Source organism: Armatimonas sp., assembly GCF_964826245.1.
On the sequence record NZ_CBAYMC010000084.1, the window covers coordinates 1 to 15936 of the forward strand.

The window sequence follows — 15936 nt, forward strand, 5'->3', positions numbered from 1 at the left end:
AGGCGGGTGTAGGAGAGCTCAAAGGTCTGGTGTGGCCCCGCTAGCCAGCCGACAAAGAGCCGCGTGCCCGTGCCGCGCCAGCTGTAGCTACCGAGTCCTGCGCCGATGCAGGCAAGCAAGCACGCCTCCACAAAAGAGTGTTTTCATAAAGGCATTGTACAATAGCGTTGTGAATATCGAGACGATTCGTGTACAGCTTAACTTCCCTCTTGCTGAGGCTACCAAGCCGATTATCTGGCACTTTGCCCACGACTGGGAGCTGAAGTTCTCCATCCGCAAGGCCAATATTGACTCCACGATCGGGGGCTATACGGTGCTGGACCTCACCGGCAAGCGGGACAATATAGACGCCGCACTGGAGTGGGCCGCCACGGAGGGCATCGAGGTGCTGGTGGGCGGTGCAACCGGTGAAGACGAGTGGGTGATCGGCAGATGAGCCGAGAAAACCCCGACGAGCAGGAGTGTAGTATCGGGCTGGTTGTCAAAGAGTGCGCGACGCTAGGCGAGTTTGTCTGTGAGAACCGGCAGAAGCTTCCCGAGGTGACGATTGCCTACGAGAGATACGGCGAGCTCAACGCGGCAAAAGACAATGTAATTCTCGTGCTCCATGGCATCACGGGCTCGTCGCACGCTGCGGGAAAGTATGCCTGGACAAATAGGTCACTGGGCTACTGGGACGGCTTTATCGGCCCCGGAAAAGTCTTCGACACGGATAAGTACTGCGTGATCGCGCCCAATATCCTGGGTGGCTGTCGAGGCACCACCGGGCCATCGTCGGTGAACCCACTGACTGGCAAGCCCTACGCCATGACCTTCCCCATCATCACGATCCGCGACATGGTGCGGGTGCAGGAGCAGTTCTTGCGCGAGCACTTTGGTGTCACGGAGCTGGCCGTGGTGGCAGGAGGCTCGATGGGCGGAATGCAGGCGCTGGAGTGGGCCGTAATCTACCCTGAGCGCGTCAAAAACTGCATCCCGATTGCCACCAGCGCCCGTGTCGGCGCACGCAGCATCGCCTTCAACGAGTGCGCCCGCCGTGCGATCCTTCTTGATCCTAAGTGGCAGCGCGGCAACTACTACGACAGCGAAGGTGGCAGTCCGGACTCTGGCCTCGCGCTGGCTCGTATGATCGCCACGATCACGTTCTTGACCGACGCCACGATGCAGGACATGTTTGGCCGCACCCATGCTGACCAAGAGGAAGAGTCCGCCTTCCGTCACGACCTGCACGCCCGTTTTGATGTCGAGCGCTACCTCCACGACGAAGGCGAGAAGCTTGTCAAACGCTTCGATGCCAATAGCTATCTCTATCTCTCACGCGCCATTGACCTTCACGACATCTCCCGTGGCTACCCGTCGCTTACTGATGCCCTAGCGCGAATCCAAGCCCGCTGCCTCGTGATTGGGATCTCATCAGATGATCTTTTCCCCGTGCGTGAGACGCATGAGATGGTTGAGCGCATGCAAAAACGCGGCGTGGATGTCACCAGCTTCATCGTGGACTCCTCCTACGGCCACGATGCGTTCTTAGTGGAGTACCAAAAAATGCTCGCCCCCCTCCGGGAGTTTATGAGCGTGTTGTAGCTATCTTGCGGAGTGTTGGCTGCTCCACCAAGCGGAAGAAGAGCCAGGACAGTGCCAGTGTCACCATCAGAGATAGCGCACTTAGTAGCACAAAGTAGGGGACATGCGAGATGGGGAGCCGTAAAAGGAGCCCCCGAGAGAGCAGTCGTACAATCGGGTCGTGGAGCAGGTAGACACTATAAGACATTCCTCCAAGCGCCACGAGAGATCGCCACTCCACCAGAGCCCTCAAGCGGCTTTTTGGCGCTTGGGCAAGGTAAGCAAGCAAGCAAGCCGCTCCTGCGCCGAAGAGATAGTCCGTCACAAAGCGTGGTAGCTCTTTGCTGGTATTTTGCCAGAGGGCTTCCAGACCAACTCCTAGCCCCATTCCGATCAGTGCGCCGAGCCGAAGCTGTTTTTGGGAGAGCCTCCCTACAGATCGAGACCAGACCGCTGCCAGAACCCCGAAACCAAACAGGCCTAGTAGCTGTGGCATCACTCCAACGGGCTCCATCAGGCTTAGTGTCAAACTGGGGGCCAGAGGGGTTAGAAGTGCTAGACCAAAAAGTAGAACGAGAGAGCAGAGCAAGGTTGCCGCCACGGTTTTTTCTGCTCCAAAACGTCGGATACCCGCAACAACCAGAGGGAAAACCAGATAAATCTTCCACTCTACCGCGACTGACCAGAGCGGAAGGTTCCACTCCCATAGAATCGCACGGGGGATCTCCTGGCATAGGAAAATTCGGGCCAAAATTCCCTGCCAGGAGATTGCATCTTTCAAACTAACGGAGAGGGCATTGGACAGAAGTGTGATCCCAAACGTGAGGATTAAGGCGGCGTAGTAGGGAGGAAGTATACGCTGCGCTCTTCGTAACAGGAAGGTCTTCGGTTCGAAGTGTTCACGCGAGAGAACCGGGAGCATGAGGCAGTAGCCTGACAGAACGATAAACAGGGCCACCGCCAAGTGGCCGTAGGTCAGTGGAAACGTAATAATATTGAGCAGACCTTTTCCTGTTCCTGAGTAGGCGCGATCGGTAAAAGTCGCATTTCGTACATGATGCAGCAGTACATAAAGAGCTGCCAGTGCACGAAGTCCATCTAAAAACTCAAGGCGGGATTTTGCACTTTCATGTCGGGCTGTGGTGGGTTGCCCTTGTGCCTGAGTAAATGACATCTTGTACTGACCGACAGTTCTTACGGACATGATTAGGTGCTTATGCAAGATATGCACCAAACTACTTTTTAGCAAGCTATGGTACCATTCTGGAGCATGAACGGAATTTCAGTGACGGAGTATGCGGCGCGGCGGGAGCGTGTGCTGGAGGGCCTGAACGGCGCGGCGGGTGTGGTATTTGCGGGTGAGGGAGGGCCGCCACTTCTGGGGCGCTGGACGGCCAATAAGCACTTTATCTACCTGACGGGAATCACCAACGAGCCGGGAGCCGCAGTGCTCTTCGACCCAACCTCGCCCGATCCGAGCAAGCGCATCACACTTCTCTTAAAGTCCCGAGACCCCGAGCGGGAGCACTGGGACGGCTACCGCGACCCGCTCAATCAGGCACTCAAGGAGAAGACAGGTTTTACGAGTATCGGGCGTAGTGGCGGAATTGCGGGGGCGCTCACCAATGCCGCCCGACGGGGTCGGCGCTTCGCCTGCCTGCACCCGTACTCGGTCTACCCCGGCGCAGTCTCACCCGATCTGGCGGCGTTTCGGCAAGTAACCGAGCGCGTTCCGGGTGTTGCTATTGAAGATAAAACGCAGCTACTGATAGAGATGCGCTCGATTAAGTCCGAGGCAGAGCTGGTGCTGATGCAGAAAGCCGTGGACGCCACCGTGGATGGCTACAAGGCTGCGCTAGCCGCCATCAAGCCAGGAATGAGCGAGCAGGTTGTAGCCTTGGCACTGGAAAACGAGTTTAGGCGACACGGTGGTGAGCATGCCTACAACCCGATTGTCGGTGGTGGACTTAATGCGACCGTGCTGCACTACATGGACAACGACCAGATTCTCCAAGACGGTGAGCTGGTGCTGATCGATGCGGGGGCGAGCTTTGCAGGCTACGCCGCCGATGTGACCCGCACCTACCCCGTCTCGGGGCGCTTCACCGATGAGCAGCAGTATCTCTACAACCTCGTGCTGGAGTCCGAATTAGCGGGGATTGCGGCATCCCGCGCGGGGACGGCGATGTGGGAGGTAGACCGAGCCGCGCGTGCGGTCTTTGAGAAAGCCGGGATGCCGGACTGCTACACCTACGGCGTCGGGCATGGCCTCGGGCTGGATGTCCATGATGCCCTCCCTGATGGCGTTTTGAAGCCCGGCATGGTCATCACCATCGAGCCGGGCCTCTATCTGGCCGACAAGGCGCTCGGAATTCGCATCGAGGACGATATCCTCATCACCGACGGCGACCCGATCAACCTCACCGCCGCGATCCCGAAGTAACCATCCCCCCTAACCCCCGTGGAACGGGGGGACGAATAGGAATCTGATTCCTTATATTCCCCCCGCCGGGCGGGGGATAGGGGGGCGGGTAGGTTAAAAATTCGGCTTGGGAACCGCGACTCCGAAGCCCCAGCCGTGGATGGCGTTGGTGATCTTGACCAGAATCCGGTTGACACCTTCCTCCAAGCGGATCGGGGCTTCGTCCTCTTTTTCCGTGTAGCCACGGCGGGTGTCGTTCTCATGAACAACCGTGCCGTTGATCCAGATCTTAATGCCGTCGTCGGAGCCGCACTTGAGGATTGTCTCACGGGCATGAACCGACTCTAGCTCGGTGTAGGCGTAGGCCACGGCGTTGTCGTGGTTGCCAATGGCGCGGCCCAGATTAACATAGCCCTTTTTATTGGCGATGGTCTCACGCCAGCCGGACTTATGCTCGCCGCTGGCAAAGATCTCTTCGTCGGCATCGGCGGCGACCCAGCTGGTGCTGATCTCCCCTTCCGATTTGTCCAGTGCAAACGGCCCTAGGACGCGCCAGTGGAGCAGGTCGTCCTCGTGACCCTCTTTCTGGGCGGCGTCCCAGCTTGCCCGTAGCTCTTGGGGCGTCGGCGGGTTGAAGGTCTTGCCACTCGTGGGAACCAGGGTTTTCTTGGTGTCAATAGGCGGCAGTAAATCTCCATGGGCGACAATCAGCTCATCGCACATCTCGACAATCTCATCCGTGGAGAGAGTCGCGCCGGTGAGCGGGTCGAACATGGCGGCCTGGTAGATATGGTCACGGCGGCCCTCTTGCGCGGCGCGGATAAAGAGCTCGTGCTGGGTGACGTGCGGCATCATGTAGCCAATGAGCTGTGGCGGTAGCGCCCCAACGGTCGTGAACTGCAGGCCCGCCCGGTCCACCAAAGTCGGCACCTCGGCGATGGCATCGTTGGGCAAGTTCGAGATCGCGCCGTTGTTGGGCATGTTCCCATAGACCACCGACGGCGTCCCTGTGACAATCGAGTGGATAATGGTCGAGCCGTACTCATGGGACTTGTGCACCGTGATCGGGTCCTCAGAGCGGGCAAAGACCTTCATGCGCTCGAACTCATCCACGATCCCATCGCAGCGCCGGAGGTACTCGTCCATGGGCACCGAGAACTCCGCAATTTTATCCTTGCCACGCGGAATAAACCACGGGTTGTACTCCGCGTTGTGCTCGCTAGACTCGGTGATGAAGTAGCCCAGTCGCTTCATCAGCTCAAAGCGCACCTTGTTTTTGGCGAAAGTGGCCGGATCGCCCATCGCCTCAAAGAGCTGCGGATAGAGATCAACTCCCTCGCGCTCCAGCTTGGTATAGAAAGCCATGTGGTTGATGCCCGCACACGTGAAGCCGACTTCACTTGGGTTCACGCCGATATAGCCCATGATCTGATTCAGCGTGCCTTGGACGCTATGACACAGCCCTACCGCTTGAATATTAGAGCTCCGAGTGATGGTCTGCATGTTCATGCTCATGGGGTTAGAGTAGTTGAGCAGGACGGCCTTGGGGCAGATCTCCATCATGTCCTCGACCAAGCCCTTGAGCATGGGGTAGGTGCGGAGGGCGCGGAAAAATCCCCCCGGCCCGGTCGTGTCGGCGATCGTGAAGCCGAGGCCGTATTTTCTCGGAATCTCAAAGTCCACCAGGGTCGAGTCAAAGCCGCCGATCTGAACCATGTTGATCACAAAGTCCGCGCCCTCCAGCGCTTTCTTGCGATCCAGAGTCGCCTCAATGGTCGGGTTGGCCCCGAGCGCTGCGCCCACTTTACGGCACAGTGCCGCCCCGACTTCCAACCTATCGGCATCAATGTCCATGTAGGAGAAAGTCGCGTTCTTGAACTCAGGGAACGAGAGAATATCACCGGTGAGGTTTTTTGAAAAGACGACGCTGCCAGCGCCGATCATGGCTACTTTAATCATAGTGTGCGTATTTTACCTCCTCTTGGCTTGAAGAAGAACCAGCGAGCCCAAAGCCGCAACGGTTGCCACGCCCATCAGGGGACCATAGCCCACTAAGCCCACCGCCACTCCCCCGAGCCAGGGAGCGACCATGCGGGGGATGGCGCGGACGATGTTATAGAGCGCGGAGTAGAGCGGGATCTGGGATGGCTCACCGGCTAGCTCCATCATCAGGTTGCTCGCCGCCAGATCCACCCCGGCCGTCGCTAGGGCCCAGAGGACAAAGACCACGGCAAACGCTCCGCCACTAGGAGCGAGGATGGCGAAGAGAAACCCTCCCGCAGCTGCCACGCAGGCTAGTGCGACCATCGGGCGGTTGCCCCAGCGATCTGCGAGCCACCCGATCAGCAGCGCTGCCACGGAGCCCGCAAAGATACTCACCGCCGTGTAGAGTGCCAAGTCGGTGTTCGTCGCGCCAAAACGTCGCGCGGCGAAAAGTGCCAGAAAGGGCGAGGCGACCTGCGTGAGCGCAAAGACCACCTGTGAGTAGCTCAGCTGACGGAACTGAGAGTCCGCTTGCCATACTGCGAGGAGCCGCGCGAAATCCAGCCGAGCGGGGGCACTCTCGCCTTTTTCGCTTTCTGAGGCGCGTCCATCGGGCTCTCGCAGAAAGAGAAAGGGGATGATCGTGACAGTGAGAATCGCAAAGCCGATTCCAAAGCCCAGCCCGTAGCCACCGGGAAAGCCACTCCCCAGCACCACATGGCGCAGGAGCCACTCGGTGCCCAGGGTGCAGACTCCCGCAATCCCGCCTGCGATTCCAAAGAGCCGCCCACGCCAGTGCAGGGGAATAGTCTTTCCGATGGCAGTCCAGTACGCCGGGATATTAAAGCCCATCGCAAGAGAGTGCCCACAGAACCCAATAAAGGTCGCAATAATCAGCCAGCTCGGGTGGGTCGTGCCCCAGAGCGGTGCCAAAAATGCCAGGGGGAGCAGGAAAAGACGCTCGATCAGTGCCACCCAGAACAGCCAGTAGCGCACGTGCTTGAGCCGCTGTAGCACACCGACTGTCAGGAGCCCCGGTCCCAAAATCAGCAGACTAGAGAGCCCCGTCAGCGCCCCGAGTGTCGCAGGGGAGGCACCGCAGTGATCCAGAAATGCGGGGAGAATCGTCTGTGTGGAGAAGAAAGCGATTCCGAGAGGAAACCCCACCGCGTCGGCAAGACAGATGAGGAAGTTGATTTTTTTATCGTTTTGGGTCATGTAAGCCGAGGCATTATACGGCTTCGAGAGCACGCAATCGCGCCAGCAGCGTCTCGGCTTGTTTTGCCGTCAGGGGCCGCAGAGGGGGACGAGGGGAGCCCACAGACACACCAACTCCCTCCATAATTGCCTTGCCTGCGGGAAGCCCTGGATTTTGGAGAAGCGCTCGCACGGCCTCCATCACGGTATCCGAGAGCTGCCTTGCCTCGACAAGATCACTGCTCTCAAACGCCTTACATAGCTTCTGATAGAGCGGCGCGGAGTAGTTGTAGGTGCTCCCCACAAAGCCTACTGCGCCTACACTCAGCGCAGGAAGCATGCACTCATCGGAGCCCCAGAAAATATCGTAGCGTCCAGTATCAAAGCGCAAGCAAGCGGCGAACTCTAAAAGATCGTTGTGAGTGAACTTCAGCCCCGCAAAGTTCGGAATGCGCTCGGTGGCTTTTTCCAGCAACGGCACCATCGGCAGCGCCGCGCCGGTGAGAGCGGGAATATGGTAGTAGAAAAACGGCAGCTCGGGCGCGGCGGCTGCCACGGGCGCGAGAAAGTCGAGCAGGTGCTCCACGCTTGCGGGCTTAAAGTAATACGGAGCCAGCGCCGAGGTCGCATCCGCCCCGCTCTCTTGCGCATGCGCCGCCAGCGCCACGGCATCAGCGATACTCGTGTGGCCGACATGGACAATCACCTTGAGCTGCCCTCGCGCCACGTCCACCCAGCGCTGCGCCACCGCCTGCCGCTCCGCCGTGCTCAGCGAGACGCCCTCGCCCGTCGAGCCACAGACAAACGCGCCGGTCACGCCATCTGTAATTAGTTTCTCGCACTGTTTCTCAATAACGCCAAGATTCAGCGAGCCATCGGCGGCGAATGGCGTGTGAGGAGCAGCAATGAGCCCCGTCCAGTTGGTCTTCATAAGGGGATTCTACCAAAATTAGCGAAAGCAGTAGACGTAGCCGTCGTCGGAGCCGATGAGGACTTTGCCGTTGATGACGCAGGCGGAGCCCATGACGGGGCGACCGATGGGGAAGCTCCAGATTTGCTTGCCGTCGGTGAGGTTTAGGAAGTAGAGCCGCCCGTCCTCGGAGCCGATCACCACTTTACCGTCGCAGATCACTGGAGAGCCGTCTATCTTGCCGCGTGTGCGAAACGTCCAGATTTTTTTGCCCGTATCTTTGTTGATGCAGTGGACGAACTTATCGCGCCCGCCGATCACGACTTTATCCCCAAGAACGACGGGAGTGGAGTAGTAGGGGAAGCCTCTGTCACGGTAGGTCCAGACGTTCTTACCGGAGGTGAGATCAAGACAGACCACGGCGTTTCCGTAGTGCCCTAAGTAGACCCGGCCTTCGTCGATGGTCACGGAACCCGCGATATAATCCCCGACATCAATGCTACTGATTTTCTTGCCATCGGCAGCGTTTAAGACATGCAAGAAGCCGTCGCAGCCCCCAAAGACCACTTTGCCCTGGGAGATCGCGGGCATGCCATTGACGTAGTTATCGGTCTCGTACGTCCACTGCATTTTCCCGGTAGTCGCATTGACACAGTGCACCCGATTGTCGTAGCTGCCAAAAACAAGCCAGGGAGTTTTTCCGTCGGGAGCCGTTGTGAGGTTCGCCGCGCCTAGGATCTTATCATCGGTCTTGTACTTCCACGTCAGCTTGCCCGTGGCCGCATCGAAGGCATAGAGGCGCGCATCCGACGAGCCAATGACCACGAGCTTGCCCACCAGCCGCGCCGACGCTTCTATCTCGCCGTTGGTTGGTGTGGCCCAGAGTTTTTTCCCATCGGCGAGGCGCACGGCATAGACGCTCTTGTCCTCAGAGCCGAAGAAAACACGCCCCGCGCCATCCACCACCGGCGACGACAAGATCGGCTTGCCGGTCTTGAACCGCCATGCTTGTTTCAGTGCGTTTGCCAGCTTCCCTGGCGCGATACGAAATTGTTGCATTGTGTTTTATTGACCGCCGATTGAAAGCGGCGGGCTATTTCCCTACACAATACAATTTATCCCGAGTTCGGATAAAGAGATTGTTGTAGGCCACCGCGATACTGGAGCGGATGTCGGAGCCCTCGGTGTCCATGGGGTTCTCAGCTAAGAGTTTACCCGTTGTGGCCTCAAAGACGAACACGACGCCGTTGAGATCAATCACGTAGAGCTTGCCATCGGCGAGGGTGGGGGAGCCCCAGCACATCTGGCGGCCGGGCGTGGGAACACTCCAGCCGACTGCGCCCGTTTTTGCATCCACGCAGGAGAGCGATTTTTTGACATCGCTCAGGACGTAGAACTTGCCCTGCGAAAAGCACGGCGTGGGCACATCGCTGGTGACATTGCCGCGCTCCTCGCTCTTCCAGGCCGGCGTGGCATTCTCAAGCCGCGTCGCATAGACCGGGGCACGCTTGGGGGCGCAGACCAGCACCATCCCATCGCCCGCGACGGCTGAGGGAACTTGCCGCCAGTAGGCTTCCCGGTGCGCCTCGTTCCAAGTGCCCCAGCGCCAGAGCTCTTTGCCTGTCTCCGGGTCGTGCCCACTGACCACATCGCCGCCGGAGATAATGAGCTGCGGCTTGCCATTGACCGTGTGTGGGATGGGCGTCCCGTACGACTCACGCGACTCCATGATGGCATCGCTGGGCCGCGCACTCCGCCAGAGCTCGGCTCCGGTGTTCGGGTTGAGCGCCAGCAGAAACGACTCGGGAGATCCCTTGCCCCGCGCCCCGACCGGCTGGTTGCGCTGGAGAATCTGGATGTAGAGCTTCTCGCGCCAGAGCTGTGGGCTACTGGAGAACGTCCACTGGAACGCAAAGTCGCCGTAGTCTTTTTGTAAGTTACGCTGCCAGAGCTTCTTGCCTGCGTGCGTAAATGCTGCCAGATCGCCGTTGCCAAAGAAAAACACCACGCGCTTGCTATCGGCCACGGGCGATGGTGCGGCGTAGTGGCTGCGCTCATCGAGGCGCACTTTATTGCCCTGGCCGCCTGGCTGGTAGCCACTGCCCATCGCGTCCAGCCACTTCACTTTTCCCGTCTTACGGTCTAAACAGTAGGCGATGAGCTGCTGCTTGTCAATGTCTGCCGCCGTGATATAGACACTACCGCCCAAAACAATCGGGGTTGCCGCCGTTGGCCCCGGCATCGCAGCCGCCCACTTCACGCCCTCAGTGGGGGAAAATTTCACCGGAAGATTCGTCGCCTGTGTCGAACCGTCGTAGCTTGGCCCGCGCCAGTTTGCCCAGTCTTGCATGGTTTCTTGTACTCCTGGGGTAATTATATACTAAATGCACGTTGATCTGGCGATAGTGGGCTCCGGCTTTGGCGGGGCGATTCTGGCGATGGTGGCGCGGCGGCTGGGAAAGTCCGTTTTGCTTTTGGAGCGAGGGAGCCACCCACGCTTTGCCATTGGTGAGAGCACCTCGCCTCTCATGAACTTACTGATCGAGGAGCTCGCGCACACCTACGACCTGCCGCGCCTCTTGCCGCTCGCAACGTACGGTGCCTGGAAAGCGCACTACCCCGAGCTTGGGGTCGGCCTGAAGCGTGGCTTTACCTACTACGGCACGCAGCCCGGTGAGCGTCTCTTGGTCGCCGCCTCCCCTGGCGATCCCTGCGCCGACACCCACTGGCTCCGCGCCGATGTGGATCACTTTCTGGTCAAAGAAGCCATCGCCCTGGGCGTGGTGTACCGCGACAACGTCGATCTGGCCCAGCTAGAGCGCACCGAAAACGGCTGGCGTACGCGTGATCATGGCGACGAGGCGGATTTTCTAATCGATGCATCGGGGCCAAAGGGCTTTCTGCACCGCCGCCAAGGCTGGAAGGAGGTCGGCTTCTGCGGCTATCCCAACACACAGAGCCTCTTTTCGCACTTTGTGGGAGTCAAACTGCCCTCCTACCCCCGGCCCCTTCCTCCCAATAACCGGGTACCCTCTGGGTGCTTCGGGTGGGAGGAAGGGGAGAATTTATTGCCTTACCCTCCCGATGCGGCAGCGAGTCACTATATTTTTCCGGGTGGCTGGATGTGGATCTTGCCGTTTGACAGTGGTGTCACCAGCGCGGGATTTTCCGTGGAAGACGGGCTCGCAGACGCGCTGGGGCTCTCAGAGGGCAACGCTGCGGCTTGGGAGCGGTTTCTCGCTCGCTTTCCTGCGATTCAGGCGCAGTTTGGTGACGCGCAGCCTATCGAGAAATGGCACTACAGTCCCAAGCTCTCATTTCGCACCGAGCATGTTGTCGGGGAGGGCTTTGCGCTCCTGCCCTCGGCTGTGGGCTTTATTGATCCGCTCTACTCCACGGGGATGCCGCTCACGCTTCTGGGAATTCAGCGCTTGGCGACGCTTCTGGAGCAAGGCATCACGGCGGAGGGCTTGGCCAGCTACGAAGCCACGACTTTTGCCGAGCTGGACTGGGTCGCCACGTTTATCGCGGCCAACTACGCCGCTTTCGCCGACTTTCCGCGTTTTGTGGACACGACGATGTTCTACTTCGCCGCCGCGAGCTTTTCCGAGCTGGCCCGGCGCATCGGAAAGCCAGAGCTGGCACAGGGCTACTTGCTCACCAAAAACGCGGCGTTTCGCGAGAGCTTCGCGGCGTGGCAGGAAAACAAGCTCTCACTGGCCGAGGCGATTGCGCCATGGAACGTCGCGGGCCTTGCAGATCCCGGCAAGCATAATCTCTATGGCGTGGACTTAGAGGATGTCGTGCGCGGTGGGGCGAAGCTCGGAAAGACCGAGGCCGAGCTTCGGGAAGTTATTGCCACCGCCGAGTGGGCACGCTGCGAGTAGCGCGCAGACGTGCTCCCTCCCTCCCGATGCCCGTTTAAGTCGTTCCGAGGGCTTGTGGTAGGGCCGGGTATAGTAATCCTAGATATTTAGAACCGTAAGGAGAGACGCATGCGCCTGAGTGCGGGGTGTGAGATGGTGCTGGAGATAGATCAGCCGGGGCCGATCTCGCTTGTTTTGATGCTGCGACCCTCTAGTAGCGCACTCCAGTGGGTCAGTGAGGAGCGCCATGCGCTCTCCCCGATGGTCACTGTGCTGGAGTACCTCGACAATTTTGGAAATATCTGCCAGCGGATGCAGGCTCCGGCGGGGCGCTTTTCCATCGCCACCCAGGTCACAGTCGAGACGGCAGCGACCCTGGAAGTCGCACCGGGCACGCCCCTTGACCTGGTCTCAGCGCTCCCTGACAAGACCCTCCAGTATCTTCTGCCTAGCCGCTACTGCCAGTCGGACTTGGTGGGGGAGCGGGCACGGGAGATCACCCAGGGCTGCAAGATGGGCTACGATCAGGCCGAGGCGATCCGGGCGTGGATTCAGGGCAATATCGAGTACTGCTACAACAGCAGCGACGCGTCCACGTCGGCGCTGGAGACCCTCCGTGACCGCAAAGGCGTCTGCCGTGACTTTGCCCACCTCGGCATTGCGCTCTGCCGCAGCCTCACCATGCCCGCGCGAATGGTCGTCGGCTACCTCCACGAGCTGGTTCCGATGGACTTGCACGCCTGGTTTGAGGTCTTTGTCGGCGGGCGCTGGTTCACCTTCGATGCCACACAAGAGCAGCCACGCGGAGGACGGATCGTCATTGCCTACGGTCGCGATGCCGCCGATGTCGCGATGCTCACCCAGTTTGGAGCCAGCACCCTCACCGAGATGGGAGTCTGGGTCAAGGAAGCCTAAGCTGCGCCCTAGACCACATTGATCCGAATCAGCGGCTTGATAATCTCGCGGCTCTCAATCGCGGCGAGGGCTTGTTCAAACGTGCTGAGGGTAAAGATCGCCTCACCCGTCCACCAGGTGCGCTGATAAACGCCTTCACGCAGACCCGCCACAATCTCGTCGTGGGTCTCCGGCTCGTCGTAGCTGCCCTGGTAGATCGTAAAAGTCGCGGTCGTGCGGGCCGGGCGGAGAGTTAGCTTCTTCCAGTCGTCCAGGCCGTAGATCCCCAGAGTCGCGCCATCGGCCAGAAACGGGAGAATATCATCGCTGGAGCTCTCCTTGCCTACCGTGTCAATGACCCTGTCGAAGCGCTCCGTGATCTCGCTCAGCGCCTTGTAGTTCACGTAGCCCGTCGCGCCTGCCTCACGAAAGACTCCCTCGCGTGCCGCGCTGCCGATCACCACGATCTGCGCAGCCCCCAAGCGCTTGGCATGGGCCACAAAGGCCAGCGCATTGCCCCCTGAGCCGACAATGAGCAGCTTCGTGCCCTCGCCAATCCCGAGGCGCTTGGTGTAGCTCAGGGTCTCGCGGAGCGTGATAAAGAGCGGCCCCGACTCGGCGGCAATATCGGCGGGAATCACTTTGTTAATGCGATACGCGTCCCACTCGGACTTTGCGACGCCATCAGCCTCCATCGCACGCCAGTCCCGGCAGAACCCAAACTCCGCAAAGCCGCCCCAGCCAATGTCCCAGCTTTTATCTACGGCAGGCGCACACCCCACCCGCGCCACTAAATCGCCCACTTTTAGATTCTTGACCTTGGCCCCGACGCTCACCACACGTCCGACGCTCTCATGACCCAGCACTAGGGGATAAGGCATCTCCCAGGGAAGCCGCCCGTGCAGGATATGGTTGTCCGTGCCCGCACAGATCGTCCCGTACTCAATGGCCACACGGCAGTCGTAGTCCGTGGGCAGTGGTGCCTCATCAATCTCACGCACCGAGATCGCCCCATCGGGACGGTCCACTAAAATCGCTCTCATGCCTCTCTGATTCGCAACCCTAAGGAGGAAATCCTCCTCGGCGTGTCGCACCAGAGCGTTATGAGAGAGCTAATTCTTCTGGCGGCACTGCTCGCCGCCGCCACCCCGGCGCAGAAGCCCGTCAGTATCTTCAATGGCCGCGATCTTTCCGGCTGGCAAGCCCCCGAGCCCAACCCGTACTGGCGCGTGGAAAATGGTGTCTTGATCGGCGAGAACGACGAGAAGAAAAAAGGCCATGTTCTGCGCACCGAGAAGAGCTACAAAGACTTCGTGCTGGAGCTAGACGTGCGCTGGAGCGGGGAGATTGACTCGGGCGTGATGCTCCGCAAGCCCGAGATCCAGCTCCAGTTTGGCATCTCACGCAGCCTCAAAGTGGACATGACCGGCGCATTTTATGTTGGGAAGTACCCCGAAGAGGGGCGTACCAAAGACCTCGATAAAACCTTTAAACCTAACGACTGGAACCGCTTTAAGCTAGAGGCAAGAGGTGAGACGTTTACGGTCTGGTGCAACGGCAAGCAAGTCAGTCAGTTTAAAGACGCCAAGTACGCCGAAGCCGCCCCGATTGGCCTGCAAATCCACCCTGGCCTGACGATGAAAGTGGAGTATCGTAACATCAAGCTCCGCGCTCTTGACAAGCCCGAAGCCCCTAAATAATCTTGATTCAGCCGTCGGCGAGGATGAGCACGACGCGGCCACTGCCGACCGCACCACCGAAGCGGGTGAAGCCGCTGTCGCGCAGCGCCTCTTGCACGATCTCTTGCGAGAAAAGCGTGGCGGGCGTGCCGGTGAGGCGCATTAAGGGCGCAATCACGGGGGTGAGCTTGGGCGCGACCAGATCACAGCCCGTGTGCCGGTGCGTCTTCCCGTCCTCGTTGTCGGCGGAAGAGTCCGGGGCATGGATAAAAATCTGAGATGCAAGAAGTATACCCGCTATAATTACCCCATGAAAACAGTTCTGCTGGCGACCGAGGCAATGCACACTCGCTTTGAGCTGGTGCTTGAGGGGGAGCGCGAAGACCAGCTTCTGGCAGCCGGGGAAGCGGCGCTGGCAGAGATCGACGAGGTCGAGCGGCAGCTCTCGGCCTATGATTCGGGTAGCGATCTGTGGGCCATCAATGCCGAAGCCGCTCAGAGGCCCGTTCGAGTGCGCCCGACCACGCTGGCGTTTCTTCGGGAGGCAAAAGAGCTAACCCAGCGCACCGACGGTGCCTTTGATCCGACTATCGGTGCCTTAATTGCTCTCTGGCGCGGTGACGAAGAGCCGAACGAGGAGAGTGTCGCCCACGCGCTCTCTCAGACCGGCTGGGAAAATATCGTGCTCGACGACGACAATAACTCCGTGGCACGGGTGCTTTGGGGAGTACGGCTCGATCCGGGAGCGATTGGCAAGGGCTGGGCACTGGACCGGGCGCGGGATATTCTGGAGGAGGCAGGGGTGACACGGGCGCTGCTCCACGGCGGGACATCGTCGGTGGTGGCGCTGGGGGAGGGCTGGAAAGTCGCGCTAGCCGAGGGGCCGACGCTCACCCTCAGCAACCAGTGCCTCGGGGTCTCGGCTCCTTCGGGGCGCTGGACGGTCTTTGGGCAGCGGCGCTATGGCCATGTTCTGAACCCGAAAACAGGCTGGCCCGTAGAGGCAACTGCCTGGGCGGCGGTGATCGCGCCGACGGCAACTGTGGCCGATGCACTCTCCACGGCGCTCCTGGTGCGGGGCGAGGGGAACTGGGAAGGCTGTCACACACTCTTACCCGGAGACGTTATTTTAAACAACACAGGAGAGATGAGATGAAGATGCAATTACGTGCCGCTGTGGCGCTACTGGGACTGACGGCGATGGTCTTAGCGGGTTGTGGAGGTGGCAGTGGAACCACGAAGGAGCCAGGCACGGGCAACAATGACTCAGCAGCGACGTTTCGCGTGGTCTACACCCGGGGCGGCGATATCTGGCGGATGAATGGTGATGGCAACAACGTCCAGCAGCTCACCCAAACCAGCGCCTTTGACTTCCAGCCTACCCTCTCGGCAGACCGGCAGTGGGTTATCTTCACGTCGGAT

Annotated in this window: 16 protein-coding genes; 8 read left to right on the forward strand and 8 right to left on the reverse strand. The window is 59.7% G+C overall.

Going from position 1 to position 15936, the window contains the following annotated elements:
* The first annotated feature begins 169 nt into the window (after positions 1-169).
* Both AC1XOS_RS10025 and metX read left to right on the forward strand, forming a co-directional pair.
* Positions 170-436, forward strand: coding sequence for an NIL domain-containing protein (locus tag AC1XOS_RS10025; protein ID WP_481962082.1), 267 nt, complete (start codon positions 170-172; stop codon positions 434-436).
* A complete protein-coding gene (gene metX / locus AC1XOS_RS10030; protein WP_481962083.1) occupies positions 433-1584 on the forward strand; it encodes a homoserine O-acetyltransferase MetX in 1152 nt (383 codons plus the stop codon). Before AC1XOS_RS10025 ends, metX begins: the two co-directional genes overlap by 4 nt.
* Here the strand turns inward: metX and AC1XOS_RS10035 are convergent.
* Positions 1568-2767 (reverse strand): acyltransferase family protein, encoded by a 1200-nt coding sequence (locus AC1XOS_RS10035; RefSeq protein WP_481962084.1) that lies wholly within the window; start codon positions 2765-2767, stop codon positions 1568-1570. The genes metX and AC1XOS_RS10035 overlap by 17 nt on opposite strands.
* Positions 2768-2833: 66 nt before the next feature.
* Here AC1XOS_RS10035 and AC1XOS_RS10040 point away from each other — a divergent pair, with 66 nt between their 5' ends.
* A complete protein-coding gene (locus AC1XOS_RS10040; protein ID WP_481962085.1) occupies positions 2834-4006 on the forward strand; it encodes an aminopeptidase P N-terminal domain-containing protein in 1173 nt (390 codons plus the stop codon).
* A gap of 93 nt (positions 4007-4099) precedes the next feature.
* Here the strand turns inward: AC1XOS_RS10040 and melA are convergent, their stop codons facing one another.
* Genes melA through AC1XOS_RS10065 form a run of 5 tightly spaced genes read right to left on the reverse strand, consistent with a single transcriptional unit; the run spans position 4100 to position 10425 of the window.
* Positions 4100-5944 carry an alpha-galactosidase gene (gene melA / locus AC1XOS_RS10045; protein ID WP_481962086.1) on the reverse strand — a complete coding sequence of 615 codons (1845 nt, stop codon included), beginning with the start codon at positions 5942-5944 and terminating at the stop codon, positions 4100-4102.
* A 12-nt stretch (positions 5945-5956) separates the two neighbouring features.
* Positions 5957-7186, reverse strand: coding sequence for an MFS transporter (locus AC1XOS_RS10050; RefSeq protein ID WP_481962087.1), 1230 nt, complete (start codon positions 7184-7186; stop codon positions 5957-5959).
* A gap of 13 nt (positions 7187-7199) precedes the next feature.
* A complete protein-coding gene (locus AC1XOS_RS10055; protein ID WP_481962088.1) occupies positions 7200-8096 on the reverse strand; it encodes a dihydrodipicolinate synthase family protein in 897 nt (298 codons plus the stop codon).
* Positions 8097-8114: 18 nt separating this feature from the next.
* Entirely contained in the window at positions 8115-9134 is a 1020-nt protein-coding gene (locus tag AC1XOS_RS10060; RefSeq protein WP_481962089.1) for a beta-alanine-activating enzyme beta-propeller domain-containing protein, read from the reverse strand.
* A 34-nt stretch (positions 9135-9168) separates the two neighbouring features.
* Positions 9169-10425, reverse strand: coding sequence for an outer membrane protein assembly factor BamB family protein (locus AC1XOS_RS10065; RefSeq protein WP_481962090.1), 1257 nt, complete (start codon positions 10423-10425; stop codon positions 9169-9171).
* Positions 10426-10459: 34 nt separating this feature from the next.
* Here AC1XOS_RS10065 and AC1XOS_RS10070 point away from each other — a divergent pair, with 34 nt between their 5' ends.
* Both AC1XOS_RS10070 and AC1XOS_RS10075 read left to right on the forward strand, forming a co-directional pair.
* The gene (locus AC1XOS_RS10070) at positions 10460-11962 is read left to right on the forward strand and encodes an NAD(P)/FAD-dependent oxidoreductase (protein WP_481962091.1); all 1503 of its coding nucleotides are present in this window, start codon (positions 10460-10462) and stop codon (positions 11960-11962) included.
* 108 nt (positions 11963-12070) lie between these two features.
* Entirely contained in the window at positions 12071-12856 is a 786-nt protein-coding gene (locus AC1XOS_RS10075; protein ID WP_481962092.1) for a transglutaminase-like domain-containing protein, read from the forward strand.
* 8 nt (positions 12857-12864) lie between these two features.
* Here AC1XOS_RS10075 and AC1XOS_RS10080 read toward each other — a convergent pair whose 3' ends face one another.
* The gene (locus AC1XOS_RS10080; protein ID WP_481962093.1) at positions 12865-13878 is read right to left on the reverse strand and encodes an alcohol dehydrogenase catalytic domain-containing protein; all 1014 of its coding nucleotides are present in this window, start codon (positions 13876-13878) and stop codon (positions 12865-12867) included.
* A 60-nt stretch (positions 13879-13938) separates the two neighbouring features.
* Between AC1XOS_RS10080 and AC1XOS_RS10085 the strand changes: the two genes are divergently transcribed.
* Positions 13939-14535: a 3-keto-disaccharide hydrolase gene (locus AC1XOS_RS10085; RefSeq protein ID WP_481962094.1), complete on the forward strand. Its 597-nt coding sequence runs from the start codon at positions 13939-13941 to the stop codon at positions 14533-14535.
* Between the two features lie 7 nt (positions 14536-14542).
* On the opposite strand, the gene AC1XOS_RS10090 is transcribed toward AC1XOS_RS10085, so the two are convergent.
* Entirely contained in the window at positions 14543-14692 is a 150-nt protein-coding gene (locus tag AC1XOS_RS10090) for a hypothetical protein (protein ID WP_481962095.1), read from the reverse strand.
* Positions 14693-14824: 132 nt separating this feature from the next.
* On the opposite strand from AC1XOS_RS10090, the gene AC1XOS_RS10095 reads away from it, so the two are divergent.
* Together AC1XOS_RS10095 and AC1XOS_RS10100 are read left to right on the forward strand one after the other, a co-directional pair.
* On the forward strand, positions 14825-15670 hold the full coding sequence (locus AC1XOS_RS10095; protein ID WP_481962096.1) for an FAD:protein FMN transferase: 846 nt from the start codon (positions 14825-14827) through the stop codon (positions 15668-15670).
* On the forward strand, positions 15667-15936 hold a 270-nt coding region (locus AC1XOS_RS10100), incomplete at its 3' end, for a TolB family protein (protein ID WP_481962097.1). The genes AC1XOS_RS10095 and AC1XOS_RS10100, both read left to right, overlap by 4 nt.